25 protein-coding genes are annotated in these 24,285 nt (G+C 50.6%); 12 read left to right on the forward strand and 13 right to left on the reverse strand.

From position 1 onward, the window contains the following. Positions 1–247 precede the first annotated feature (247 nt). Positions 248–703 (forward strand): TM2 domain-containing protein, encoded by a 456-nt coding sequence (locus NZM01_10855; GenBank protein MCS6960532.1) that lies wholly within the window; start codon positions 248–250, stop codon positions 701–703. Here the strand turns inward: NZM01_10855 and ylqF are convergent. Further along, positions 696–1,526: a ribosome biogenesis GTPase YlqF gene (ylqF, locus tag NZM01_10860; GenBank protein MCS6960533.1), complete on the reverse strand. Its 831-nt coding sequence runs from the start codon at positions 1,524–1,526 to the stop codon at positions 696–698. The two genes, NZM01_10855 and ylqF, sit on opposite strands and share 8 nt — an antisense overlap. 74 nt (positions 1,527–1,600) lie before the next feature. Here ylqF and NZM01_10865 point away from each other — a divergent pair, with 74 nt between their 5' ends. After that, the gene (locus tag NZM01_10865) at positions 1,601–2,476 is read left to right on the forward strand and encodes a metallophosphoesterase (protein ID MCS6960534.1); all 876 of its coding nucleotides are present in this window, start codon (positions 1,601–1,603) and stop codon (positions 2,474–2,476) included. Here the strand turns inward: NZM01_10865 and NZM01_10870 are convergent. Beyond that, entirely contained in the window at positions 2,473–3,360 is an 888-nt protein-coding gene (locus NZM01_10870; GenBank protein ID MCS6960535.1) for a class I SAM-dependent methyltransferase, read from the reverse strand. The genes NZM01_10865 and NZM01_10870 overlap by 4 nt on opposite strands. Positions 3,361–3,395: 35 nt before the next feature. Here NZM01_10870 and NZM01_10875 point away from each other — a divergent pair, with 35 nt between their 5' ends. From NZM01_10875 to NZM01_10905, 7 genes are all read left to right on the forward strand, one after another. Next, the gene (locus NZM01_10875; GenBank protein ID MCS6960536.1) at positions 3,396–4,445 is read left to right on the forward strand and encodes a hemolysin family protein; all 1,050 of its coding nucleotides are present in this window, start codon (positions 3,396–3,398) and stop codon (positions 4,443–4,445) included. Between the two features lie 2 nt (positions 4,446–4,447). Continuing rightward, the gene (gene larB / locus NZM01_10880) at positions 4,448–5,188 is read left to right on the forward strand and encodes a nickel pincer cofactor biosynthesis protein LarB (protein ID MCS6960537.1); all 741 of its coding nucleotides are present in this window, start codon (positions 4,448–4,450) and stop codon (positions 5,186–5,188) included. A 77-nt stretch (positions 5,189–5,265) separates the two neighbouring features. Further along, positions 5,266–6,018, forward strand: coding sequence for a sigma-70 family RNA polymerase sigma factor (locus tag NZM01_10885; protein ID MCS6960538.1), 753 nt, complete (start codon positions 5,266–5,268; stop codon positions 6,016–6,018). Between the two features lie 36 nt (positions 6,019–6,054). Next, the gene (gene tig, locus NZM01_10890) at positions 6,055–7,455 is read left to right on the forward strand and encodes a trigger factor (protein MCS6960539.1); all 1,401 of its coding nucleotides are present in this window, start codon (positions 6,055–6,057) and stop codon (positions 7,453–7,455) included. An 11-nt stretch (positions 7,456–7,466) separates the two neighbouring features. Beyond that, complete coding sequence (gene clpP / locus NZM01_10895) at positions 7,467–8,111, forward strand: ATP-dependent Clp endopeptidase proteolytic subunit ClpP (GenBank protein ID MCS6960540.1); 645 nt, start codon at positions 7,467–7,469, stop codon at positions 8,109–8,111. A gap of 12 nt (positions 8,112–8,123) precedes the next feature. Beyond that, positions 8,124–9,431: an ATP-dependent protease ATP-binding subunit ClpX gene (clpX, locus tag NZM01_10900; GenBank protein MCS6960541.1), complete on the forward strand. Its 1,308-nt coding sequence runs from the start codon at positions 8,124–8,126 to the stop codon at positions 9,429–9,431. A 34-nt stretch (positions 9,432–9,465) separates the two neighbouring features. Beyond that, the gene (locus NZM01_10905; protein ID MCS6960542.1) at positions 9,466–9,987 is read left to right on the forward strand and encodes an NYN domain-containing protein; all 522 of its coding nucleotides are present in this window, start codon (positions 9,466–9,468) and stop codon (positions 9,985–9,987) included. Between the two features lie 239 nt (positions 9,988–10,226). Here NZM01_10905 and NZM01_10910 read toward each other — a convergent pair whose 3' ends face one another. The 7 genes from NZM01_10910 to NZM01_10940 all read right to left on the reverse strand — a co-directional run bounded on the left by NZM01_10910 (position 10,227) and on the right by NZM01_10940 (position 14,991). Further along, a complete protein-coding gene (locus NZM01_10910) occupies positions 10,227–10,490 on the reverse strand; it encodes a hypothetical protein (GenBank protein MCS6960543.1) in 264 nt (87 codons plus the stop codon). Between the two features lie 329 nt (positions 10,491–10,819). Beyond that, the gene (locus tag NZM01_10915) at positions 10,820–11,665 is read right to left on the reverse strand and encodes an ABC transporter permease (GenBank protein ID MCS6960544.1); all 846 of its coding nucleotides are present in this window, start codon (positions 11,663–11,665) and stop codon (positions 10,820–10,822) included. Beyond that, complete coding sequence (gene gloA, locus NZM01_10920; GenBank protein MCS6960545.1) at positions 11,665–12,060, reverse strand: lactoylglutathione lyase; 396 nt, start codon at positions 12,058–12,060, stop codon at positions 11,665–11,667. The genes NZM01_10915 and gloA overlap by 1 nt, the downstream gene beginning before the upstream one ends. A gap of 20 nt (positions 12,061–12,080) precedes the next feature. Beyond that, the gene (locus tag NZM01_10925; GenBank protein MCS6960546.1) at positions 12,081–12,707 is read right to left on the reverse strand and encodes a DUF3318 domain-containing protein; all 627 of its coding nucleotides are present in this window, start codon (positions 12,705–12,707) and stop codon (positions 12,081–12,083) included. A gap of 44 nt (positions 12,708–12,751) precedes the next feature. Beyond that, positions 12,752–13,702, reverse strand: coding sequence for a F0F1 ATP synthase subunit gamma (locus NZM01_10930; protein MCS6960547.1), 951 nt, complete (start codon positions 13,700–13,702; stop codon positions 12,752–12,754). A gap of 48 nt (positions 13,703–13,750) precedes the next feature. After that, positions 13,751–14,635 carry an isoaspartyl peptidase/L-asparaginase gene (locus NZM01_10935; protein MCS6960548.1) on the reverse strand — a complete coding sequence of 295 codons (885 nt, stop codon included), beginning with the start codon at positions 14,633–14,635 and terminating at the stop codon, positions 13,751–13,753. Continuing rightward, entirely contained in the window at positions 14,635–14,991 is a 357-nt protein-coding gene (locus tag NZM01_10940) for a single-stranded DNA-binding protein (protein ID MCS6960549.1), read from the reverse strand. The genes NZM01_10935 and NZM01_10940 overlap by 1 nt, the downstream gene beginning before the upstream one ends. 91 nt (positions 14,992–15,082) lie before the next feature. Here NZM01_10940 and NZM01_10945 point away from each other — a divergent pair, with 91 nt between their 5' ends. The 3 genes from NZM01_10945 to amt are packed head-to-tail and all read left to right on the forward strand — an operon-like array spanning position 15,083 to position 20,457. After that, the gene (locus NZM01_10945) at positions 15,083–16,588 is read left to right on the forward strand and encodes a glycosyltransferase (GenBank protein MCS6960550.1); all 1,506 of its coding nucleotides are present in this window, start codon (positions 15,083–15,085) and stop codon (positions 16,586–16,588) included. Beyond that, a complete protein-coding gene (locus tag NZM01_10950) occupies positions 16,474–18,252 on the forward strand; it encodes a phosphodiester glycosidase family protein (protein ID MCS6960551.1) in 1,779 nt (592 codons plus the stop codon). Before NZM01_10945 ends, NZM01_10950 begins: the two co-directional genes overlap by 115 nt. Before the next feature lie 6 nt (positions 18,253–18,258). Beyond that, positions 18,259–20,457, forward strand: coding sequence for an ammonium transporter (amt, locus tag NZM01_10955; protein ID MCS6960552.1), 2,199 nt, complete (start codon positions 18,259–18,261; stop codon positions 20,455–20,457). Here the strand turns inward: amt and NZM01_10960 are convergent, their stop codons facing one another. From NZM01_10960 to NZM01_10975, 4 genes are read right to left on the reverse strand one after another with little or no spacing between them, the layout of a single operon-like run. Continuing rightward, on the reverse strand, positions 20,458–21,696 hold the full coding sequence (locus NZM01_10960; GenBank protein ID MCS6960553.1) for an MFS transporter: 1,239 nt from the start codon (positions 21,694–21,696) through the stop codon (positions 20,458–20,460). Then, positions 21,693–22,460 (reverse strand): DNA repair protein RecO, encoded by a 768-nt coding sequence (recO, locus tag NZM01_10965; protein ID MCS6960554.1) that lies wholly within the window; start codon positions 22,458–22,460, stop codon positions 21,693–21,695. Before recO ends, NZM01_10960 begins: the two co-directional genes overlap by 4 nt. 8 nt (positions 22,461–22,468) lie before the next feature. Continuing rightward, on the reverse strand, positions 22,469–23,164 hold the full coding sequence (locus NZM01_10970; GenBank protein MCS6960555.1) for an ABC transporter ATP-binding protein: 696 nt from the start codon (positions 23,162–23,164) through the stop codon (positions 22,469–22,471). Between the two features lie 13 nt (positions 23,165–23,177). Continuing rightward, positions 23,178–24,257, reverse strand: coding sequence for an isocitrate/isopropylmalate dehydrogenase family protein (locus NZM01_10975; protein MCS6960556.1), 1,080 nt, complete (start codon positions 24,255–24,257; stop codon positions 23,178–23,180). Positions 24,258–24,285: the final 28 nt, after the last annotated feature.

The following is a 24,285-nucleotide window of genomic DNA, read 5'->3' on the forward strand; positions in this document are numbered from 1 at the left end:
AAAAAACTTCCCGTCTCAACTACTAGGTATCCCTAGAAGATGACTGGCAATGACTACAAAACAGATTTACAGAGGTTTGCATCACTACTTAAATTGGGGACAGCTCCTTAATAGTTTAAGGTATTTTGCTCAACAGGCAAGAATACAAAGATTAAGATATTTTTAATATTTTTAATAGGAGGGAAAGACTGATGCTTTAGCCCAAAGCGGTGTGATATGCTAGAGTTGGGGCTGTCATGGGGCTACAATGCAAGACAAGAAGGAGAAAATCGTTGCGGCTCTGTTAGCATTCTTCCTGGGGGGGTTGGGGGTACACAAGTTTTACCTAGGGGAGATGGGTTGGGGTATTCTCTACTTCCTCTTTTGTTGGACAGGCATAACGTGGATAATTGCTTTTATAGAAGGGATTGGGCTGTTGTTAATGCCCCAGGAGAGATTTGACCTCAAGTTTAATTATCCGCTGGTTGTCAGACAGATTGGTTATCCTACGGAAAGGGCTTCCAGCAAGGAAAAGGAAAAACTGGAGGTAGCAATCCTGCGTATTTGTCGCGAGCGCAACGGCGCAACGGTTTCCGACTGTGTGATTGAAACGGGTGAAGACCCTGCCAAAGTGAGAAAGACTATAGAGGCTCTCTATACCCAGGGCTTGCTGACGGTGGGAAATAGAATGGAAGATGGGGCAGTAGTTTACTACGCTAGTTAGGTGGGTACTCTAACCCAATCTTGCCCAGCCTGCCGCGGCGAAAATCATGGAGAATTTGCTGGGCGGTGCGCTCCTGCTGCTGCTTGGTTTTGGCACTGAGGGCTACTAAATAGTCTGCGCCACTGGGGAAGTCCTCTAGGTTGAGATTGTACCGATCGGTAATATTCACTCCCAATTCCCGCAACATGTCCAGGAGGGCGCTGCTAACAGAGATGGGGTCGTAGGCGGCTTGTCCAATGTCATCACAGATAGCCAGCTTGAGGGCAGCATTTTGGTCTTCCAGGCGGGGGGGGAGAATGCCAGGGGTGTCTAGCAGTTCAATTTGCTCAGATATGCGAATCCACCGCAGTTGCCTGGTTACACCGGGTTTGTTGGCGCTGGGAGCGACGCGCCGCTTGAGCAGACGATTGATCAACGCCGATTTCCCCACGTTGGGATAGCCCACCACCACTGCCCGCACGGGACGGGGTAACATCCCCCGCTGCTGCCGTTTTTGATTGATAGCTATACCTACCTGTTGCGCTGCTTGCATTAACTGGGCTACTCCTTCCCCTGTCTGCCCATTGGTGCCATAGACTACCATTTCCTGGGCACGAAACCACCCATACCACTGCTGTAATAATTCTTCACCAATTAGGTCAATCCGATTAAGTATACATAAGTGGTGTTTGCCTTTACTCCACTCCCTCAGACGGGGATTGGCACTCGATCGGGGTATGCGGGCATCGCGCACTTCCAATACTAGATCGACCAGCTTGAGTTGTTCTTTGAGGGCCGCTTCTGCCTTGGCGATGTGTCCGGGATACCACTGAATCAAAGCCATGTTAAAAGATAAGAAAATTTACATAAACTTGAGCAGAAATACTTATGCTAATAACAAAGGGTTAAGGTGAGGTCGTGATTCATCAATTGGTAGCGGGAAAGCTGCAGGTGGATTATGTCACTGTTCCGATCGCTGCCTTACCACAGAGGTTAGCTGGTCTTCGTATTGTACACCTTTCTGACTTCCATTTTGACGGGTTGCGCCTGGGGGTGAAGCTGCTTAGGGAGACGATCGCTCAAGCTAATGCCTTTGCCCCTGATTTGGTAGCGTTGACGGGAGATTTTGTCACCCATGAACCGGAGCCAATCCTGGAGTTAGCCCCCTACCTGGGGCAGTTGCGGGCAAAGGTGGGGATATTTGCTGTTCTGGGTAACCACGACTTGGAGTTGCCCCATTCCCGTGAGTTAATCACCAAGACTTTGACCCGCTGGGGGCTGCAGGTGTTGGAAAATGCGGTGGTCTATCCCTGGGGAGAGGAATTAGCGATCGTGGGTTTAGGGGATTACTGGTCGGATTTGTTCTTGCCCCAGCAGGTGTTGCCCTCTATTCCCCCCCATATCCCGCGCCTTGTCCTCTCCCATAACCCTGATACGGCGGCAGTTCTGCAGAAGTGGCGGGTGGATTTACAACTCTCTGGACATACCCACGGCGGTCAAATTGTTTTACCCCACCTTGGTCCCATTATGGCTTACGCCCGCAGATTGCGCTTGAGTATGCCCCGATCGGTACGTAAGCTGTTATGGCGTTCTACCCATGAGGTGGTCAAACACTGGGAATGGGCGCAGGGCTTGCATCGCATTGGGCAGAATTGGCTCTATGTCAATCGGGGCTTGGGCACCTATCTCCCTGGTCGTCTCAACTGTCCCCCTGAGTTGACTTGTATTACTCTTATTCCTGCTGACGCTGGGATTGAGTCAATACCCCATCTGGCAGTGGCAAAATCTGCCTAGTCCTTACGGGCGATTACTGCGCGATGGCGGGGGCTGACAGGGATAATCTCCACACCCACAAACCCTGCTGCTGTCAGGGCTTGCCCCATGTCTAAACTGAAGTATTGATCGAGGTAGGGTTCTGTGCTTTTTAGGAGAGTCAGGATCAGGGGGGGCATCCGCCGATAGACTTCTGATTGGGGATTCATATCTAACATGGCGAAAGTTCCCCCTGGGCGCAAAATGCGGTGCATTTCTGCCAAAATTTCCCTGGTGGCGGACTGGGGTAGTTCATGGCAGATTAAACTAAGGGAGACAAGGTCAAAAGAGCGATCGGGTAAGCCCGTCTGTTCAGCAGGGGCGTGCACCCACTGGATGGGCGAGGGTTCTAGCTGGGCAATTGCTAGAAAGTAGGGCGACAAGTCCAGTCCTATTACTTCTGCTTGGGGGTAGACGGCTTGCATAGCTCTGGTACTCATACCTACACTACAGCCCACGTCGAGAATGCGTTGGGGGTTAGCTAGGCGAGGGAACAGTTGTTGGTGATAGCTAGCGCGCAGTTGGGCATCCCCCCCTTTTTCCCCTGTTTTTGACCAGATGCGGGAATGGACAGCATAGGCAGCTACTTCCACCTCTAGGGCGGGTTCCCAGCCTAAATTGCCATATTCGTAGCCATGAAACGATCGGAGATAGTAACCAGGATACTTAACTTGGGGATTGCGTACTTTTGCCAGAGCTGCTTCCAAATCATGTTTCTGTAACTGTGCTACCCGATCGTGCCAATCTATGCCAATCTGGGCAGCGCGGTTGATCATCATTTGGCGGGCTTGCTGTTTTGCCCAGGAGGCTATAGGCTTGTAGGAGAGCAAAGCATTTACCAGGTTAGACGCGACATTGGGGGTCATGGGCAGTTCTAGTCCTTGTACACTAAGACTTTACTATGGGTGAGGGTTCCCCAGGGCAGAGTTTCTGGGATATTTTTTGGGTTAATGGGCTGATTTTATTTGTACTGCTGGCGGTCTCAGCCCTCTGTTCAGCGGCAGAAACGGCTATTACTGCCCTTGATAACCTGAAACTGCGCTCCATTATCCAAGACCAAGGCGATCGGGGCGGGATTTATTCCCTGGTACTGCAAAAGCGGGGCAGATTCATTACGACTCTACTTATTCTCAATAACGTTGTCAACACGGGGATAGCGGTACTGGCTTCCAGTCTGTGTGTGACTTTATTTGGGCAGGGGGGGCTGGCACTGACGATCGCTACTACTGCTACCACCCTGGTCATTCTCATCGTCGGCGAGATTACACCCAAGTCCCTAGCCATTGCCAACAGTCAACCCCTCTTTCGGCTAGTGGTGCGTCCTGTCTATGTTCTCTCCTTACTGTTGCAACCTCTGCTACTGCTGTTTGAATGGATTGCCGAGTCAGTGTTGCGATCTTGGGGGGTGCGGGAGCGGGGCACAGGGGAATCACTGCAGGATTTGCAACTCTTAATTGAAGTGCTCAACCGCAAGGGGCATATTGACCTGGATAGACGGCAATTGTTGGATAAAGTACTGGTACTCGATCGGCTTTGCGCTGGGGATGTGGTCAAACCCCGCATTGATATGCAGACGATTAGCTTTACCTGTTACCTGGAAGATGTAGTAGATCTGTGTTTACAGACAGGGTTTTCCCGCCTGCCTGTCCAGGAGGAGTCCAAAGACACGATCGTGGGCATTATCACTCTCAAGATGGCATTGCAAACCCTCAAGACCAGGGGCAATATTCCTGTGAGCGAAGTGATGGTGACACCTGTGTTTATTCCTGAAACCAAGCGCCTAGCGGATTTACTCAGGGAAATGTTGCAACAGAGATTACACATGGCAATTGTCGTAGATGAGTACGGCGGTACAGTGGGATTAGTCACGCTAGAAGATGTCCTCGAAGAGATCGTGGGGGAAATCTACGACGAAAGTGATGCGATTAGTCGGCGGCGACAGAATTTCTAGCTATGGAAGAAAAACTCAAACAACTGTTCAACCAAGTTGCCCAAGGTAGCCTGTCCCCAGAAAAGGCACTAGCAGAATGCTTGGGCTACCAAACAGTGGGAGACTTTGCCAGAGTAGATAGCGATCGGTTGCGTCGCCAAAGCTTCCCTGAAGTGGTGTTGGGTCTAGGCAAAACCCCCGCCCAAATTAGCGCTATCATGCAGACTTTGCGGCAACATCACCCCATTGTCATGGCAACTCGCATCACGCCAGAAGTTTATCAGGCAGTGCAACGGGACATAAGCAACTTGTACTACTACCCCCTTGCCAGAATTGCGGTTCTGGGAGAAGTGGTAAAACGATCGGGACGGGTCACCATTCTCACAGGGGGGACAGGGGATATACCAGTAGCGGAAGAGGCGGCAGTGACAGTGGAGTGTTGGGGTTTCAGCGTGGAAAGAGTGTGGGATGTGGGAGTGGCGGGGCTGCATCGGCTCCTGGCACAGCAGGACATTCTGCAAAAAGCCCAGGTAGTAATTGTGGTAGCGGGGATGGAAGGAGCCTTAGCCAGTGTCGTAGGGGGACTGGTGGCTTGTCCTGTAATTGGCGTACCCACCAGTATCGGCTATGGTGCCCACCTAGGGGGAATTGCCCCCCTTTTGACCATGCTCAACAGTTGCAGTGCGGGTGTAGCAGTCGTCAATATCGACAACGGCTTTGGCGCAGGTATGCTGGCGGCGCGGATTCTCCTAACAACTTGTTAGGTGTAACTGCTAACAACCCAACAGGTGGCTAACTTGACCAACTCCCCTAAAGTGATTGTGTAGATTCACCCGTTGCCATGTTCACCCCCAGCCACAAGTTAGAAATCCACACTCTCCTGCAGCAATATCAGCAGTGCCCCTCCCAGCGGTTGAAAGAACAAATAGTCAAACTCAATACGGGCTTAGTGAAAAAAGAGGTTGCCTACTGGCTAAACCAGACCAGCGAAAGCTATGAAGACCTCTTGCAAATTGGTTTCATGGGGCTACTGGCAGCCATCGATCGTTACGACAGCAAGCGCGGCTATGCCTTTAGTTCCTTTGCCACCCGTTATATCAGGGGTGAAATTCAACATTATTTGAGAGACCGCAGTTTTGCTGTACGTCTACCTCGCCGTTATAGCGAACTGTATCAACAATCCCTGCGAGCAGTACAGGAACTACGGCAAAAACTAGGGCGCGAACCCCAAGACGCAGAAATTGCCCAAGCCCTAGGTATCAGCCCCAGGGACTGGCAGGACATCAAACTAGCCCATCGCAACCGCGTCCCCCTCAGCCTGGATGCCCCCCTCAGGGACGATACCGAGTCCAACCTGGGCGAAACCGTCTGTGATCCCCGCAGCTCCCATCAGAGCCAGGAAGACATTTGGCGATTACAGCAGGCGCTGGCAGAACTGGAGCACCGCACCAGGCAGATTCTGGAGTATGTCTTTTTAGAGGATATGCCCCAAAAACAAGTTGCCCAGATGTTGGGGCTGACCACCGTCACCGTCTCCCGCCAGGTGAAAAAAGGCATCACTGCCCTCCGCTCCTCCCTGGAGAAGGCAGCCTGATGTGCTAACATGGGGAGCTAGTGAAAAACTCTTGGCATGAAAATCACCTCCGAACTACTCCCCGGTAGTCAGATTCGCTTCCATATTGAGATTGACGGTGAGCAATCCCGCCGAATTTACGATCGGGTACTCACTGACCTCATGCGCAAAGTGCGCGTGCCTGGATTTCGTCCTGGCAAAGCTCCAAGGCAGATTGTCATTAACCAGGTAGGGACAGAATCCCTGAAAGCCTCTGTATTTGATGAACTGCTCCAAGATGCCCTCAAGCAGGTATTTTCCCAAGCCCAAGAGAAGGGCAAGTCCCTGATTGGCCGCCCCCAAATTGAACCAGAGGGGGAACAACTCCTCAACAGTTTGCAGATTGGCTCCCAGTTCTCCTTTTCTCTTACCCTTGACTACGAGCCAGAAGTTCAACTGGGGGACTATAAAAATCTGCAAGTGACAGCGGGCAAGGTCAAGCCTGACCCTGAGTATGTCGACAAAATCCTCAAGCAGTATCGCCGCCGCCACGCTACCCTCGTACCCGTAGACGATCGTCCTGTCCAAGCGGAAGATGTGGTGACCTTGGATTCTGTCATCATTGACCCTGAGAGCAACGAAGTCATAGAAACGATGGCAGGGGAAGCAGCGCAAATAGCCCTAGAAGAGAATGTATTGCAGTATGAACTCTTCCGTATGCTGCTGGGAATGAACGTAGGGGCAGAAAAAGAGCAGGAGATGACTCTGCCGGAGGATTTTCCCCTGGAGCATTTGCGGGAAAAACGGGTAAGGGTAAAACACAAAATCGTCGACATCAAGTACCGTGATTTACCACCCCTCGACGATGAATTTGCCCGCACTATCAGCAACAAACAAACCCTAGCGGAGTTACAGGAATATCTGCAGCAACAAGCGATCGAGGAAGCAGCAGCAGCAACCGATGCCAATATTACGGAAGCGCTACTCGCCGCCCTAGAGGCGATTACCACCGTCGACCTGCCCCAGAGTATGGTTCAAGCCGAAGTTGACAAGCTCACCAAGCAACGGGCGCGGCACATCTTGACAATGGTAGGTACTGACCCCGACCAAGCTGAACAGCTGTTGGCAGATGAAGACCTGACTAAGAAGTTGCGGGATCTCGTAACACCAGAGGCAATCAGCAGCCTAAAGCAAAGCTTTGCCCTCCTCAAGATAGCGGAATTAGAGAATCTCACCCCCAAGCCAGAAGCGGTAGAAGAACAACTGCGGGAGTACAAAGAAGCCCTGCGCGGTCGCAACTATGATAAAGACACGCTGGCGGAGTTTGTAGCAGAATCCCTCAAAAAAGACCTGGCACTGGATTGGTTGAAACACCATGCCACGATCGAGCTAGTGGATGAACTAGAATCGTCTGACCCAGACCAGGAGGAACACCCTACCCCAGAGGCAGCGGATTTAGGGCATAATACGGACAGTTAGGCAAAGTAACTATGGATCACATTTGGGCAAACGATCGGGTGCCTATTATTGTAGAAACGACCGATCGAGGGGAGCGCAGCTGCGACATTTATTCCCGTTTATTACAGGAGCGCATAGTATTTTTGGGTACAGGGATTGACGACAAGGTAGCCAATGTAGTCATCTCCCAACTCCTATACTTGGAAGCAGAAGACCCAGAAAAGGACATATACTTGTACATTCACTCGCCAGGGGGGTCGGTGACGGCAGGCATGGGTATTTACGACACCATGCAACACATTCGCCCTGATGTGTGCACCATCTGCATGGGATTAGCCGCTAGTATGGGGGCATTCTTGTTAGCGGCGGGTGCCAAGGGCAAGCGTTATTCCCTCCCGAGTGCGCGCATTATGATTCACCAACCCCTAGGGGGAGCCCAGGGGCAGGCTATCGACATTGAAATTAGAGCTAGGGAAATCCTTTACATCAAAGGCTTACTCAATCGTATCTTGGCAGAACGCACAGGACAACCCCTGGAAAAAATCGAACGGGACACCGATCGGGATTTCTTCATGTCCCCTGAAGAAGCTAAGGCTTACGGCATAATTGATGAGGTGATGTACAGTCCCCGTTCCGCCCTCGCGCCCAAACCACCCACCGTAATTGAAGTTCTGTGAGGAGAAACAGCCATGCCTAAGTACGACACTCACCTCAAATGCTCCTTCTGTGGTAAGTCCCAAGAACAGGTGCGCAAATTGATTGCCGGTCCTGGGGTTTACATATGTGATGAGTGTGTGGAGTTATGCAACGAAATCCTCGAGGAAGAACTGGTACCGCAGCAGCAGCGGCGGGAGCCGGGGGACAAGCGCAAACGCAGGGGCAAGAATCTACACCAGGTGCCCAAACCGAGGGAGATCAAGAAATTCCTCGATGAGCACGTTGTGGGTCAGGAAGAGGCGAAGAAGATTCTTGCAGTTGCCGTCTATAACCACTACAAGCGCCTAAATTGCCTCGATGAAGATGAGGACGGCGTGGAGTTACAAAAATCCAACATCCTCCTCATTGGTCCGACGGGGTGTGGTAAGACCCTCCTTGCCCAAACTCTAGCGAAATTACTGGATGTCCCCTTTGCGGTTGCCGATGCTACTACTCTGACGGAAGCAGGCTACGTGGGGGAAGATGTGGAAAATATTTTGTTGCGCCTCCTCCAAGCAGCTGACCTAGACGTGGAGGAAGCCCAAAGGGGTATCGTTTATATTGACGAAATCGACAAGATTGCCCGTAAAGGAGAAAACACATCTATTACTCGCGATGTGTCAGGGGAAGGTGTCCAACAGGCATTGCTAAAGATTCTGGAGGGCACGATCGCCAATGTCCCCCCCCAAGGGGGCAGAAAGCATCCCTACCAAGAGTGCATCCAAATCGACACCAAGAACATTCTATTTATCTGTGGGGGAGCCTTTGAGGGCTTAGACAAAATCATTGAACAGCGCTGTCGCAAACGCTCGCCCATTGGCTTTGAAATTGAACCGAACCAAATTGCCAGCAAGGAAGACCGCAAAGCCGATTTGCTGAAAGAACTACAGCCAGAAGACCTTGTCCGCTACGGTATGATTCCTGAATTTATTGGGCGCGTACCTGTTACAGCTGTCATCACCCCCCTAGATGAGGAAGCCCTAGTTTCCATTCTCACTACTCCCCGCAACAGCTTAGTGAAGCAATACCAAAAGCTACTGCTGATGGACAACATCCACCTGGAATTTCAAGAGGAGGCACTGCGAGCGATCGCCCAGGAAGCCTATCGGCGCAAGACAGGGGCAAGGGCACTGCGCAGCATTGTGGAGCAGTTGATGCTGGATATAATGTACGAGCTGCCTTCCCGCAAAGACTCCAGTGTACCCAGGAGGTGTGTAATTACTACCGAGATGGTACGGGAATTATCCACCGCCAGGGTTCTCATGCACCCATCTTCTCTCCCCAAAACGGAATCGGCATAGGGCACAATAGGGGTAGACGTTACAAAAATTCACTATGTCTCCCCCTGTGATGCTGGTAGATGGATACAATGTAGTAGGAACTTGGCAGTCCCTGCAGGAATTAAAATCAACAGGTAATATCGCCCTGGCCAGGGACAGGTTAGTGGAAATTCTCGCTAGCTACAGTGCCTACAGGGGGTTTCATACCACGATCGTTTTTGATGCCTACAACCAGCCCCACCCCGGGTCAACGGAGGATGTAACCCAGTACTTGAAACTTCATTACACTGACTATCACCAAACAGCAGACAGCTACATTGAGAAAGTTTGTGCCCAGCTGCGCAAGCTCAGGCGGATAATTGTAGTGACATCCGATCGTGCCCAGCAGCTGACAGTGGGGGGATTTGGTGCCGAGTGGATGTCTGCCCTCCACCTGGAACAGGATGTACGGTCTGCCCAGAAGAGTATGCACAGGAAGCAGAGAGCAAAAATTGCTCCCCAGAGGCGATTGCACAGTGTCATGAAGGAGGAAGTGAGAAAGAAACTCACCGAGTGGCGAACCCAACTAAGTCAGTAACCTTTAGATGTTAGAGCGGGATACAGCACAGCACTAGGAGCCGAGATGTTTCAACCTAGCAGGCTCCTCGAGTAGTACATTATCGGGCTTTTGCAAAATTTGGAGTCAACGAAAATTTAGACAATTTTGAGGGAGTTATTACGGTAAAGATGTTTATAGTGAGGGTCAGTTAGCTGCTTAGCGACGGGTATATTATTGTACTTGCCCCTTTTAAAATAGTACCAGTAGGGGGCAGGCAACTAATACAGGGATATACTAGCAATTGTTTTGCCAAGCTCGATAGTTCTTGAAGCGATGATTTGCTCTATGTCATAAGGGATATTGAGAGCAGGGACACCGTATTCATCTTGCAGGAAAGTTTCCCCGTCCAGGTGATATTGCCATAGCTCTGCCAAGCTGTCAGTAGTTAGCTGTTGAAAGAAACTCCCCTGTGCTAGTGGGAACAAAAAGCTATCTAAGTTATTAGAAGAAGTAAGGGAAACATTTTCTGTAAATAGGGTCATGAATTCTGCAATTTGATAGTTGTGCACGCCAAAGTATCGCTGCGTTTTAGACTGTTGCCAGATGAGCAAGGGAATATTTTCGTATTCGAAAGCCCCGTAAAACAAAAACTCCTGATCGGTCAGAAAATCCAGGTCAGATTGGGGTATACACTATAGCAGTCGCTGCGCTCTAGTGGCAGCTATTCTGTTTAAGTTAGGTTCTCCTCGTTTCATCTTTTGTACTTGATCGTATATCACAAACATCGTTACTAATAAACGCAAGGCTAGATTTACTAACACAATCACTAGTTCAACCAGGAAAAACAATAGTAAAAATAGGAAAATTGTTGTCATAATCCCTCTGATACATGCATCTCCCTGCGTCTATCTCCGTGGACTTTTAATCCTTCTCCTACTAAAGATAAACCTGTAACTAATAGAGTAATGGCAAGTCCAGGGAAAAAGGTTGTCCACCAAATCGGTTCTCCTGTAGACAGGGCATCGAGGGCTTGTTTGAGGTCATGTCCCCATTCTGGTATCTCTGGCGGTACCCCTAAGCCTAAAAATCCCAGCCCCGCCAGGGTCAAAACGGCATCAGCGCTATTCAAACTCAGCAGTACCGGTAGGCTAGGTAATACATTCGGTAACACATACCGCCATAAAATCCAAAACTGACTGGCTCCCAACGATCGGGCTGCCTCAATATATAATTCATTTTTTACGCTGACGGTCTGATTACGGAATAGGCGAAAATACTGGGGAATATATACCACACTCAGAGCAATCACAGCATTTCCCACTCCCTTGCCCACCACAAAGGCAATAGCGATTGATAACAGTAGGCTGGGAATTGTATAGATAGCATCCATGAGGAAAACCAGGCAACGATCGAGCCAGCCACCACTATAACCACTCCACAAACCCAGCGGCAGACCGATCGTGACACTAACCACTGTGGAAAACAACACCACCTGTAAAGCTACCCCTGTTCCTGCCAGTACCCGTGCCAAGACATCATGTCCCTGTAAATCTGTCCCTAGCCAGTGACTCCAGGAAGGAGGGGAATGAACAGGGAAATCCAGGAAAGTATTGGGGTCGTAGAGCCAACCCGATCGGATGAGAAGAGGGGTAAGGACAGCCACCAGACAAAATACCAGCGTTATCCCTAACCCCACGCGAAACAGAAGGCGGTGCACTAGTCTTGGCGGTTCTTCAATTGGATTAACTCAATTTTGTAGCCATCGGGGTCTTCCACAAAAGCAATTTCCGTGGTGCCGTGCCTCATGGGACCGGGTTCGCGCACAATTTTGCCCCCTTTTTCCCGAATTGCCTGACAGGCACTGTAAATATCTTCTACCCCTAGAGCTACGTGACCAAAGCCATCACCAATATTGTAGGAGGGCGTATCCCAGTTGTGGGTCAGTTCAATGACTGCTCCCTCTTCTTCACTGCCATAACCGACAAATGCCAAGGTAAAACGACCCCCTGGATAATCCTTGCGCCGAATGAGATTCATACCCAAAACATTGCAGTAAAAATCAAGGGACTTCTCCAAATCCCCTACCCGCAACATGGTGTGCAGAATACGCATAACTATTCCTCAGAGCTACTTCAACCATCGTAGTTGCGTTTAGCGCGGGCGGCATCTGCCCTGAGAGCTTCTAGCCGTGCCTCTAGGACCATCTTTTGTCTACCCTTAGCTTGGTTCAGCATGGTTTTCAGCGCTGTTCCCAAACTCTTGTAGGCATCAGGGAGTTTATAACCGTTTTTCACGGCTAGGCGAATTGCCCCCTGGTCTGCCTCAATCAAACGGCGAATATCCTTTTTGGTTGTCCCCTTGCGCCAGAGTTGAAATCCTGCCACCGCACAGACAGCTAACGCCGCCAAAAAGAGAGCACCATTTTGTACCCACAGCTCACCCACAGCGCCACCCAGACCCACCGCTAAGGCTGCTACTTCCCAGCCATCCTTGGGCACATTGTCATTTTGAATGCGAGCTACCTCATGCCAAAATAGCAAGTTGCGTTGGTCTTCCGAGAGACGTTCCCATTTGGGCATGTCAATTAAGATGACCACCTCGTCTCCCCCCGCCTCCTCACAGGAGATAAGCTTGGGACGCACCCCATCCGCCTGGATCACCTTGACCCATGCTTGTAGTTCAGGCGGCAGCAGAGCCTGTAAGCGCATTGATTCATAGCGGGCAAAGGTATTGCGCAGGGAACGGTTGGGGGCTGGCATGGAACTAGAGTGGTAGTTGGTCTAATTCTACTTCTCCTATTTTATCAGGAGGAGACGGGAGCGGCACCAGATACCACTTCAATAATTTCCTGGGTGATGGCAGCTTGGCGGGCTTTGTTGTAGCTCAGGGTCAGTACACGGGCAAGTTCCGCCGCGTTGTCACTGGCGTTGCTCATGGCAGTCATCCGCGCCGCAAGTTCACTAGCAGCCGCTTCCCGTAACGCGCGCAGCAGTTGGTTGTTGACATAAAGGGGTAGCAGAGCATTCAACAGTTGTACGGCATCCTGCTCAAAAATCATATCGCGGGGAATTTCTCTAACGGTGGTCTCCAGGACTTCTCGCTCTACACCAAACTTACCGCCCCTAATGACTAAACGAAAGATTTCATCATCCTTGGGTTCAAGACCTTGGGGTTCCAGGGGTAAGAGGGTTTGGGTGACGGGTCTGGAACTGATCAAAGATACGAAGCGACTGTAGAGCAACTCCACCCGATCGAGTTTACCTGCCAAAAAGTTATCGGTAAATTCAGTGGCAATCTTGGCAGATTCAGTGGCGCTGGGGATTTGGGGCAAATTAGTGTAGGAGGCTAGAATGGGTTGCTGGCGACGGCTGAAGTACTGTAGGGCTTTTCTGCCAATAATAATAAATTGATAGCTCAAACCTTTTTCCTGCAGTTCCTTGGCGCGGTTTTCCGCATAGCGAATGATATTGGCGTTATAAGCGCCACAGAGACCCCGATCCCCCGAAATTACTAATAACCCTACGGTTTTCACTTGCCGTGTCCGCAGTAGGGGTAAGTCCACATCTTCTAGCTTGAGGCGGGTCTGTAACCGGTAGAGAACCTGGGCTAAGCGATCGGCAAAGGGTCTAGCATCGATCACCTGTTGTTGGGCACGCCGCACTTTTGCTGCTGCCACTAGGCGCATGGCTTCAGTGATTTTGCGGGTGTTTTTGACACTGTTGATGCGGTCGCGAATACTCTTGAGATTTGCCATAGTGCTGTGGGATTGTTTCCTTGTCGATCATAGTATCGATGGTCACCTTTAGCTTAACGTGTCTCCCACTTGCTCCCCGTCATGGTAGGCGGCAAACAGCACGGGGCAGGTTTTATCCCACCCGATCGCTCCTGTGTGGTCAATGGCGATCGCACCAAAATCACGGTGACGGCTGCGAGCTTCGGCAAAGGATTTTTCCAGGGCTGCTTGGAGAGTCATGCCATCGGTGACACGGGTAACGATTTTGACGGCTAAGCCTTCATCCAGGATGTCTTCCCCTACCCCTGTACAACTGACGGCAGCAAAACTGTTGGCGTAATTGCCAGCGGGGGTGGCGGAATCGCTCACTCTGCCAATGCGTTCAAAGCCCCTGCCCCCTGTGGAGGTGCCGGCACACAGTCTCCCTTCCTGGTCAAGGGCGACAGCCCCGATCGTACCTTTTTCCCTGAGTATTACCTCTGCCATTTTGCGCTGGAAGTTGCTTTTTCTTTCTTCTACCCACTCCTGGAGTCTTTGGTCAGTCAAGGGGTTGTAAGGAGGGATATTTAACTCCCTGGCTAGTTCCAAAGCACCGTAGTCAGAGAGGACTCGATCGGGACTATTTTGTAAAAACTGGGCAAGGTGGATAGGGTTTTTTACACGGCTGACGTTGATGACGCCGCTAAAACTTTGGCGCTGCCCATCCATGAGGGAAGCACTCATTCTAATTTGCCCATCGGACTGCAGGACAGAGCCAGTACCAGCGTTGAAACGGGGTTCATCCTCTAGGAGTTGACAGGCATAAATCACCGCTTCCAGGGCGCTTGCCCCCTCCAGGAGCTTACTGTAAACCGCTCTAGTTATTTGTTGCAGGATAGCCCTAGTTTCCGCTTGGTTACCTTTGCCTTCGGGGTCATCCCCTGCCCCACCGTGAATGATCAGCTTGGGGGTCATTAAAAGTCATTTCCTCCTGTTGCCATAGCTTCCGCTTCTTTTTTGGAAGTCAGGAGTTCCAGCTCATCTACCAGCACTACTGGACGGGAGCGGTCTTCCCCTGTGGTTTTGTCTTTCCACCGATCGAATTTCAAAGAGCCTACAATCCCCACCAGGTGTCCCTTTTTCACGTAATTGGCTGCTACCTCTGCTCTTTTTCCCCATATTTCTATATCGAACCAGTCGGGTTGCTCATCACGGTTACTGGTACGCCGATTAACAGCCAAAGTGAATTTGGAGACACAGTTACCCGACTCAAAAAAGGTAATCTCAGGGTCTTTGCCAGCTCGCCCTACTAGGTGGACTCTATTGATCATATAGTTTAGTGCCTATCTAGCATCCTATGATACTGCAAAGTGTATCTATCCTTATAACGGGTTTCGTGGTATTTCTACTACTTGTGGCTAGTTGGAAGGGTTAGAGAGTATTTTCGTCCTAGTCGGTTTTTTGACGGTATTTAATGGCTTAGTCGCCCTGTGGCTGCTTCTCTATGGGCTAAATTCCCTCTTTTTGACTTTGATGAATAAGCCTGCTCCCCGTTCGACCACATCTCTGCCACCAGAGGAATTGCCTGTCGTGACAGTACAGTTACCAATCTACAACGAACGGTATGTAGTGCAACGCCTGGTGGATGCGGTCTGTCAGTTGGATTACCCACGGGATCGGTTGTTTATTCAGGTTTTGGATGACTCTACGGACGATACACGCACAATTTTGCAGACGATCGTGGCGGAATATCAGGCTAAAGGACACTGGATTAGCTATACCCACCGCTCCCATCGCGAGGGGTTCAAGGCAGGGGCATTACAGGCAGGTCTAACCGCTGCTCAAGGGGAATTTATTGCTATGTTTGATGCCGATTTTGTGCCTGAACCGAGCTGGTTAAAGGAGACTATCAGTCACTTTTTTAACTATCCTGCTGCCGATCGCATTGGTGTGGTGCAAACGCGCTGGGGACATCTCAACCCCAATTATTCCCTCTTGACCAAACTGCAGGCGGTTTGTCTGGATGGGCATTTTATGGTAGAGCAACAGTCCCGATCGGTCAACAACTGGCTGTTGAATTTCAACGGCACGGCGGGGATTTGGCGCAAAGAAGCAATTTTAAGTAGTGGGGGCTGGCAGGGGGACACTTTGGCAGAGGATACGGATTTGAGTTATCGGGCGCAGTTGCAGGGCTGGCGGATTTTGTTCGACCGCACGATCGTGGCTCCCGCTGAACTACCTGTGGCAATGGCAGCCTTTAAGTTACAACAGTTTCGCTGGGCTAAGGGAACTATCCAATGTGCCAAGAAATTATTGCCCCAGGTGTGGTCCCATCCCCAACTATCCTATCTGGCAAAAATTCAGGCGACTATTCATCTCACGGGCTATGCTACTCAGTTATTTGCTCTGGGGGCACTGTTGCTGGCAATTCCCACTATGCTACTTTTGCCCCAAGATGTTCCCACCCTTAAGGAATCAGTGATGAGTTTTTGGGGCTTTATTACGCCAGCGGCTCTGGGACCAACTATCCTCTACCTAGCAGGACAGAGGGCAATCTATCCTAAAAGTTGGTGGCAGCATATTGATCGGGTGTTTCTCCTCTCTCTGTTGGGGACAGGGCTATCCCTGAATAATAGCCGAGCGGTCTTGGAAGGTTTGTTTAACTACGGTGTCCATTTTCGTCGTACACCTAAGTTCAATATCAAAACTACGGCTGATCGCTGGCAAGATAAAGTGTATAAGCTACCCTTTGACCCCATGGCTTTGGGGGAACTTGCTCTCTGTGTCTATGGTCTAATAGCTATGGTGGTGGCATGGCGGGAGTCGTTTTTCACTTCTTTGCCCTATCTGCTCATGTACACGATCGGTTATGGTTATGTGGGGGGGCTAACTCTGTGGCAGGCGTGGCAACAACAAGGGAGACAATAGGGTTTTTACTCCTTGTCCTGTGCTGGTGGGGGGGGGCAGAGGCAGGTAGCAAAATTGAACTCAATGGCAAACCCTACAATGTACCCTGGCAACAGAATGATAAGGGGCAGATATTTATCCAAGACCACTGGGTGCGGCGGGCTGTAGGTGTCACATTCTTAAGCTCCGATCGTCCAGAGCAGCAGCGGTATCAGTGGTATGGCGCTCCTACTTTTGCCAACAGTTTGTTTGTCCCCCCTAGTCGGCTCTTGCAAATCGACAACATCAAAGCAGATTGGCGCACAGAAATTACAGGGGATACCTTGAAAATCTTTACCCCCGATGCCAAGGTGACAGAAATTAGACGCAATAGCACCGACAAAGGGGAGCGCATAACCCTGCTCCTCAGTCGTCCTACCCCCTGGCAGCAAAGTCAAGTAGGCAATCAGTTGACTGTGACCGTTGCCGCGGAAACTAATAACCCCAACTCCCCTCGCCTGACCCAGAGCACCGATCGGATAACGCAACTACAAATCCGCCCTGCAGGAAAAGAGACAACTATCGATCTGCAATTCAACCCGAACTTAATTCCCCAGGTGCGCACCCTCAGCAATCCCCCCCGTTTAGTGATTGACCTAGAAGAAAACTTTTTGCCCCCACCCCAGAGAATTGCCTGGTTACCTGGCATTACCTGGCGGGAAGAATGGCTAGCAGTAGAGGGAAAACGCTGGCAGTTTTACGGACTAGAAATCAACCCCCAGCAACAGGGGATTAGCTTTCGCCCCATCTGGGCAAATCAGGGCATGACAGGCACAGTTCCCTTAAATACTATTGCCACTGTCAATAGGGCCGTCGCTGCGATCAATGGGGGATTTTTCAATCGTGACCGCCAACTACCTGTATCGCCGATTAAACGGGAGGGGGTCTGGTACAGTGGCGCAGTGTTTGAGCGGGGGGCAGTTGCCTGGAACGATCGCCATGAATTTACCTTCGATCGCCTCAACTACAGGGAAACGATTACCTTGCCGGACAACCAAAAAATTAACTTAACCAATCTCAACAGTGGCTTTGTCCAAAAAGGGATTGCCCGCTATCTACCCAGCTGGGGAGAATACACCAACTTGACGGATAACGAAACGATCGTGACTGTCCAGGACAACCGCGTTGTGCAGAATATCACTGTTGCTACTAGTTTCACCCAGAAATTTCTACCTCCCCCTAACGGCTATCTGTTAGTAGCTAGACAGGTGCCTGAAATCACAACCCTCCTGGCTCCCCAAACCCTGGTCAAGGGGGAGGTCAGTGTCCGTCCCTCTGCTTTTAATCAACTGCCCCATTTGTTGGGTGGCGGTCCTTTACTCTTGCAGAACGGCAAACCTGTTGCCGATGCCCACAAAGAAGGTTTTAGTAAAACTTTCGCTACCCAAGCTGCTCCCCGCAGTGTCATTGCTAGGCTAAAAAATAACAACTTACTTTTGCTCACCCTTTACCCTAACCCCACCCTAGAGGAAACGACCAAAATTCTGCAACAACTAGGAGCAGTGGATGCCCTCAACTTAGATGGCGGTAGTTCGACAGGTCTATGGCTTGGTGGTACTACTGTGGACAAGCAGGGAGAGACGCGACCAGTCCATAACGCTCTTGCTGTATTCTATGACACAAATGCTGGTAAAAATTCCTTTTAATCTTCTATGGGTCTGGAACTTGTCTCTGCTGATGTCTTCCTGGCAGCTTTATCCCGCGTACCCCTGGGGACGAAAGGCAACGTGTTAGATACTCTGTGGTTAGTTTTGGCAGCGGGGTTGGTGTTTTTAATGCAAGCAGGCTTTATGTGCCTGGAGTCGGGTTTGACCCGCTCGAAGAACAGCATCAATGTGGCTGCCAAAAATGCCGCTGATTTTGCCATATCTGTGGCTCTGTTTTGGTCTTTAGGCTATGGGCTGATGTTTGGTTCTAGTGCGGCGGGGTGGCTGGGAGTTTCCCAATTTTTTGTCTCTCCTGGGACTGACTTTAAGCTGAGTGCTTTTTTTTTGTTTCAGTTGATGTTCTGTGGCACGGCGACAACTATTGTGTCAGGGGCAGTGGCAGAGCGCTTAAAGTTTCTTGCTTATCTCATCATCAGCAGCTTGTGTTCAGGGCTAGTTTACCCTCTCTATGGCCATTGGGTGTGGAATGGCGTTGATCAGGGACAGGCGCTGGGCTGGCTAGGCAAATTGGGGTTTATTGATTTTGCTGGCTCAACGGTAGTACATAGTATTGGCGGTTGGATTTCTCTAGCGGTGCTGGTGATCATTGGCCCACGGCAGGGACGATTTGACGATCGGGGCAGGGTACAAAAACTCCACAGCTCCAATCTCCCCATGGCAGTTTTGGGCATGCTGCTATTGTGGTTTGGTTGGTTGGGCTTCAATGGCGGCAGTACCCTGGAATTCAATGCCATGGTTGCCCCCATCATTCTCAATACAGTTATGGGGGGCGGTGGCGGCATGTTGATGGGTATTTGGTTGAGCTATCACCGCTACCGCATTTTGGATATGGATTTTTTAATCAATGGTTGTCTGGCGGGTCTGGTGGGGGTGACAGCCAATTGTTTTGCTATCTCCACGGGTTCAGCCTTTGTGATCGGCGCGATCGGGGCGGCGGTCATGGTTTTAGTCGCCGACCTGTTGGAGCACTACCGCATCGATGATGCTGTGGGTGCAATTCCTGTGCACCTGGGGGCAGGGGTGTGGGGGACGCTAGCATTGCCCTTGTTTGGCGATCGGGAAGTAATTAACACAGGTTTGTCAGTCTGGCAACAGTTGGGTGTTCAGACTTTAGGCATAGTCGTGGCGGGGGTGTGGGCTTTTGGCTTGACCTATCTGGTTTTGCGTTTGATTCATCCCCACTATCCCCTACGGGTAACGAAGCAGGAAGAGGAAAAGGGGTTAAACTGGGCAGAACACAAGGCAAAGACAGAAGCTTACGACCTTGTTCAGGTTATGGAAGCCCACGCGGAGGGGCAAGACCTGCATCGGCGCGCACCCGTAGATACCTTTACGGAGTTGGGACCAATCGCTCTGCGCTACAACCGTGTCATGGATGCCCTGCAGAGTGCCCAGCAGGAAATCCTAGCCCTCAATGACAAGTTAAAGTCAGAAAATCTCAAACTAGCGGCGGAACTAGACCTCACCCGTCAGCTACAGCAGATGATCCTACCCAAGGAGGAGGAGCTAAAAAGTATTGCCAATTTAGATATTTCAGGGTTTATGTCCCCAGCAGAAGCCGTGGGGGGTGACTACTACGATGTGCTGCGGCAGGGGGAGAGAATCAAAATTAGCATTGGCGACGTTACAGGGCACGGTATAGAAAGTGGGGTATTGATGATCATGGCGCAGACAGCAATTAGTACCATGTGTCATGCGGCGGAAGTTGACCCTAGGCGATTTTTCCAGATTGTCAATCGGGTGCTCTACGAAAACGTGCAGCGCATGGGTTCAGACAAAAGTATGACCCTGATCGTTTTGGATTACCAAGACCGTACCCTACATATCAGTGGTCAGCATGAAGAAGTTATTGTCCTGCGCCACCATGGGGAAATAGAACGGATTGATACCATTGACCTGGGTTTTCCCGTGGCCCTTACAGATGACATCACCGACTATGTGCAGCAATACCAAGTTACGCTTGCTCCTGGGGATATTGTTGTGCTCTATACCGATGGCATTACAGAGGCAGAGAATCCGCACAAGGAGTTATTCGGCATCGATCGGCTGTGCCAGGTGCTGCGGGAGAACGCTACTAAAACCGCCAATCAAATCAGAGCTGCCATCATCCAGGCTGTGGATGCGTTCATTGGCAGTAACCAGGTTTACGACGACATCACCCTTGTGGTGATCAGGCAACTCTGACTATTTGACCATAATTGACCAACTCCACAGTCCCCCCGCCAGAGCCACCAGTGCCAGACTCCAGAGCACGATCGTTAGGCCGAAATAGGATTCTGCCACTCCCGCCAAAGCCAAGGGCAAACTGAGAGCCACATTGATGATATTGTTTTGTAAGCCAAACACCTTTCCCCGCAGTTGTTCGGGGGTTTTTTCCTGAATTAGAGTCTGCATAGGGATTGCACACAAACCGGCAAAGACCCCAATCAGGGTAGTAGTAATCAGAGCAGGGAACAAATCTTTGGCTGTCAGGGAAAGTAGAGCCAGGGCAATTGCCATTCCGATCGTGCCATAGAGGGTGGTGCGGCGGTAGGGGAGGATCTGGCCAAAGCGGGCTAGAATTCCTGCGGCAAGGGCAATCCCCACACTGGAAACCGACAGTAAGTAACCAAAATCATCCGCCCGCAACTGGGGCATCTGTTCAGCAATTTGCACAGCCAGCACTGTCAAAGCGGCAATGACAGAATAGGTAGTGACCAACTGTACTAATGCTCCCTGCACGAGGGGTTGAGTTTGGACATAGGCAAATCCTTCCTGCAGGTCTGTCCAGATATGGGGTTGGCTGTGCCCCCTTTCCCTCTCCCCTGTTACCAAGGACAGCAAAATCACCCCCGCTAGGGTATAACAGCCCCCCACCAGCACTTCCTTGCCCCAAATGCCCAAAATTCGGTCAGCCAGTTCTAAGGCAGGTTTACCTACAGCAAAGCCCAAGATGAGTGCCCCCATGACCGTCGTCGCATAGACAGAATTGGCGGTCAGGAGTTGGTCCCGCTGCACCACCAAAGTAATTGCCGATTGCTCAGCGGGTGTAAAAAACTGGGTCAATGTGGAGACTAGGAAGGTAATAACCAACAACACGCCATAGGCTTTTACTCCCTTGCCCAACAGCCCCATCACCACGGGCAGCAGCAAAATTAACGTCCCCCGTAGCAAATTGGAAGCAATTAACACCCATTTTTTTGACCACCGATCGACGAATACCCCCGCCAGGGAGCCGAACAGAATAGCTGGGATTGTGAAAGCTACCATCACTCCCGTAACAAAAGGGCGAATTTCTGTGCCCTCGTTAAACAGTTGTTGAGAAATCAAAGCGATCGTGAACACCAGGTAAATCTTGTCCGCAATTTGGGAAAAGACCTGGGACAACCAAATGGAGAGAAAATTGAAATTGCGAGTGAGAGGCAGGGACTGCATTAAGGTCATACAGGGAAACAACGATCGATGAGATCAGCTGATTGCAGGTGCATTTCCAGATGATACTGGGTATAGGCGCGTAACACCCTTTCCAATACTAGCCAAGAATCGATCGATAACGATAACACTTCTGGGGGTAACTCTTTGGCCGCCAGAGTTTGCAATACCCGTAACTCCTGGGCAGTGAGATAATGGCTAACGGGGGCGCTCACCCCTGGCTTGACCACACCACCCCCCACCACACTAAAGGGGATTTTCCTGCCTGCTGCCCTGGAGAAGTCCCACAACTCCTGGGAAATACAACAACGGTACAACTGAGGCGCAAAACCAGCTAGGGCCAAGAGACGGTAAATGCCCTGGACAAATATGGGCAAAGTATGGGGTGACTCCGCTTGGCTTTGTATGCGGTGCAATAGGTCAGTAAAAACACTGAATAATTCTACCTGGGGCTGATCAGTCAACGCCTGTTTGAGGACAATTTCTGCCAGGTATTGGGCACAGGTCAATTTGGCTAAGTTCTGCCCCAGGACTAAAAAGCTCTCCTGGGTCTCTGCCTGGGTGATGCGATCGAGGGTGCGCCCCTGGGTGATGAGCAAATCATTGACGACAAACAGTTCTGCCCGCCCCCCCAACTTGGAGCCATACTTCCTTGCCCCTGGCGCTACTACCCGAATCAACCCATATTCCTTGGTCAATACAGTCAAGAGCTTGTCCTTTTCTCCCAGGGGCATCCCCTTCAGATTTATCCCCGTTGCCCGATAGGTCCTAGCCATGGCAATTTCTACCCCAGGTAGGCAAGTTGTACCCTAGGGTCATGGAGGAGGTCAGCGCCACTACATTTAATTTCCCCTGCTTCCAGGACATAACCCCGATCGGCAATCTCCAGTGCCAATTTAGCATTTTGTTCCACTAGAAGAATTGTCATGCCTGCCTGGTTCAGCTCCTGAATTACGCGGAAGATGTCTTGGACGATTTGGGGAGCTAGCCCTAAACTAGGTTCATCCAGGAGGAGCAGTTGGGGGCGGGACATCAAAGCCCTAGCGATCGCCAACATCTGTTGTTCACCGCCGCTCAGCGTACCTGCTAGCTGATTCTGTCGTTCTCCCAAGCGGGGAAAGAGGGTAAACATTCTCTCCATATCTTGGGCAATGGCAGTGCGGTCCGATCGGATAAACGCTCCTAACTCTAGGTTCACTTTCACAGTTTGTTTTTGCAGAATATGCCGTCCCTCAGGACAATGGGCAATACCTAGGTGCAGGCGCTGGTGGGGTGGTACGCGGTTGAGTAGCTGACCTTGATAGTAGATTGAACCCGATCGGATTTGCACTAACCCCGAAATTGCTTTAAGCGTGGTAGTTTTCCCTGCTCCGTTGGCACCAATCAGAGTGACAATTTCCCCTTGATTCACCTCTAGGTCAATGCCTGCTAGGGCTTGGACACCATCATAATCCACCGTGAGATTGACAACTGACAGCATCTTTCCCCCTAGATTAGCTTTTCGCCACAACATCCCCGATCGCTTTTGCCATGGCTTGAGTACCGACAGGAGTTACACCGGGGGGAGCAAGGTCGTAGGTGACATGTTTACCTTCAGCAATCACAGTTTCCACAGCCTTTTGTACCCTGCTAGCAGCGGTTTCTTCCCCTAGGTAACGCAACATCAGACAAGCAGAGAGAATGAGAGCTGTGGGATTTACTTTATCTTGCCCTGCATACTTGGGAGCAGAACCGTGGATTGCTTCAAAGACAGCATACTCATCGCCAATGTTAGCACCTGGAGCAACTCCTAATCCCCCTACCATCCCCGCTGTCAAATCGGAAATAATATCACCATACAGATTAGGTAAGACTAATACATCATACAACTCAGGCTTTTGCATCAATTGCATACACATGTTGTCTACAATGCGGTCTTCAAATTCAATTTCCGGGTAGTTTTGTGCTACTTCCCGTGCTACTTCTAAAAACAGACCATCAGTAAACTTCATGATGTTGGCTTTGTGTACGGCTGTGACTTTTCTTCTGCCGTTCTTCTTAGCGTATTCAAAGGCAAATCGCACGATGCGACGACTGCCAAAGATGGAAATTGGCTTCACACCGATCGCACTGTCTTCTCTGATCTTTTTACCTGAGAGGGTGCTGAGAAAGTCCCTGGCTTTGTCGTTTTCCTCTGTCCCCTGTTGAAATTCAATACCAGCGTAAAGGTCTTCGGTATTTTCCCGCACTACGACCAAGTCAATGTTGGTAAATGGGCTTTTGACCCCCACCATCGATCGGGCTGGTCTGAGATTGGCATAGAGGTCGAGTTCCTTTCTAATAGCAACGTTGACAGAGCGGAACCCAGACCCCACAGGGGTGGTAATTGGACCTTTGATAGCAACTTTGGTGCGGCGGATAGATTCTAGGACATGGTCAGGTAAAGGAGTACCATATTGCTCCATCACATCTACACCGGCATCGACTATTGTCCAGTCAATCCCTACCCCCGTGGCATCGACAACAGTTTGCATTGCCTGTGCCACTTCAGGACCAATACCATCGCCACGAATGAGGGTTACGGGGTAGCCCATAGTTATCTTCTCCTATCATTTAAGACGG

The sequence above is a fragment of the Pseudanabaenaceae cyanobacterium SKYG29 genome (genome assembly GCA_025055675.1).
Classification (GTDB): Bacteria; Cyanobacteriota; Cyanobacteriia; order Pseudanabaenales; family Pseudanabaenaceae; genus M5B4.

Coding starts and splice junctions, on each gene's coding strand:
- larB (MCS6960537.1), top strand. CDS start 4,448: ATGGAAGAAAAACTCAAACAACTGTTCAACCAAGTTGCCCAAGGTAGC.
- NZM01_10930 (MCS6960547.1), bottom strand. CDS start 13,702: ATGGCAAATCTCAAGAGTATTCGCGACCGCATCAACAGTGTCAAAAAC.
- NZM01_10910 (MCS6960543.1), bottom strand. CDS start 10,490: ATGACCCTATTTACAGAAAATGTTTCCCTTACTTCTTCTAATAACTTA.
- NZM01_10885 (MCS6960538.1), top strand. CDS start 5,266: ATGTTCACCCCCAGCCACAAGTTAGAAATCCACACTCTCCTGCAGCAA.
- amt (MCS6960552.1), top strand. CDS start 18,259: ATGGGTCTGGAACTTGTCTCTGCTGATGTCTTCCTGGCAGCTTTATCC.
- recO (MCS6960554.1), bottom strand. CDS start 22,460: ATGGCTAGGACCTATCGGGCAACGGGGATAAATCTGAAGGGGATGCCC.
- NZM01_10940 (MCS6960549.1), bottom strand. CDS start 14,991: ATGATCAATAGAGTCCACCTAGTAGGGCGAGCTGGCAAAGACCCTGAG.
- NZM01_10975 (MCS6960556.1), bottom strand. CDS start 24,257: ATGGGCTACCCCGTAACCCTCATTCGTGGCGATGGTATTGGTCCTGAA.
- NZM01_10875 (MCS6960536.1), top strand. CDS start 3,396: ATGGGTGAGGGTTCCCCAGGGCAGAGTTTCTGGGATATTTTTTGGGTT.
- clpX (MCS6960541.1), top strand. CDS start 8,124: ATGCCTAAGTACGACACTCACCTCAAATGCTCCTTCTGTGGTAAGTCC.
- NZM01_10960 (MCS6960553.1), bottom strand. CDS start 21,696: ATGACCTTAATGCAGTCCCTGCCTCTCACTCGCAATTTCAATTTTCTC.
- ylqF (MCS6960533.1), bottom strand. CDS start 1,526: ATGGCTTTGATTCAGTGGTATCCCGGACACATCGCCAAGGCAGAAGCG.
- NZM01_10970 (MCS6960555.1), bottom strand. CDS start 23,164: ATGCTGTCAGTTGTCAATCTCACGGTGGATTATGATGGTGTCCAAGCC.
- NZM01_10855 (MCS6960532.1), top strand. CDS start 248: ATGCAAGACAAGAAGGAGAAAATCGTTGCGGCTCTGTTAGCATTCTTC.
- NZM01_10905 (MCS6960542.1), top strand. CDS start 9,466: ATGTCTCCCCCTGTGATGCTGGTAGATGGATACAATGTAGTAGGAACT.
- gloA (MCS6960545.1), bottom strand. CDS start 12,060: ATGCGTATTCTGCACACCATGTTGCGGGTAGGGGATTTGGAGAAGTCC.
- NZM01_10870 (MCS6960535.1), bottom strand. CDS start 3,360: ATGACCCCCAATGTCGCGTCTAACCTGGTAAATGCTTTGCTCTCCTAC.
- NZM01_10950 (MCS6960551.1), top strand. CDS start 16,474: ATGGCGGGAGTCGTTTTTCACTTCTTTGCCCTATCTGCTCATGTACAC.
- NZM01_10935 (MCS6960548.1), bottom strand. CDS start 14,635: ATGACCCCCAAGCTGATCATTCACGGTGGGGCAGGGGATGACCCCGAA.
- NZM01_10925 (MCS6960546.1), bottom strand. CDS start 12,707: ATGCCAGCCCCCAACCGTTCCCTGCGCAATACCTTTGCCCGCTATGAA.
- clpP (MCS6960540.1), top strand. CDS start 7,467: ATGGATCACATTTGGGCAAACGATCGGGTGCCTATTATTGTAGAAACG.
- tig (MCS6960539.1), top strand. CDS start 6,055: ATGAAAATCACCTCCGAACTACTCCCCGGTAGTCAGATTCGCTTCCAT.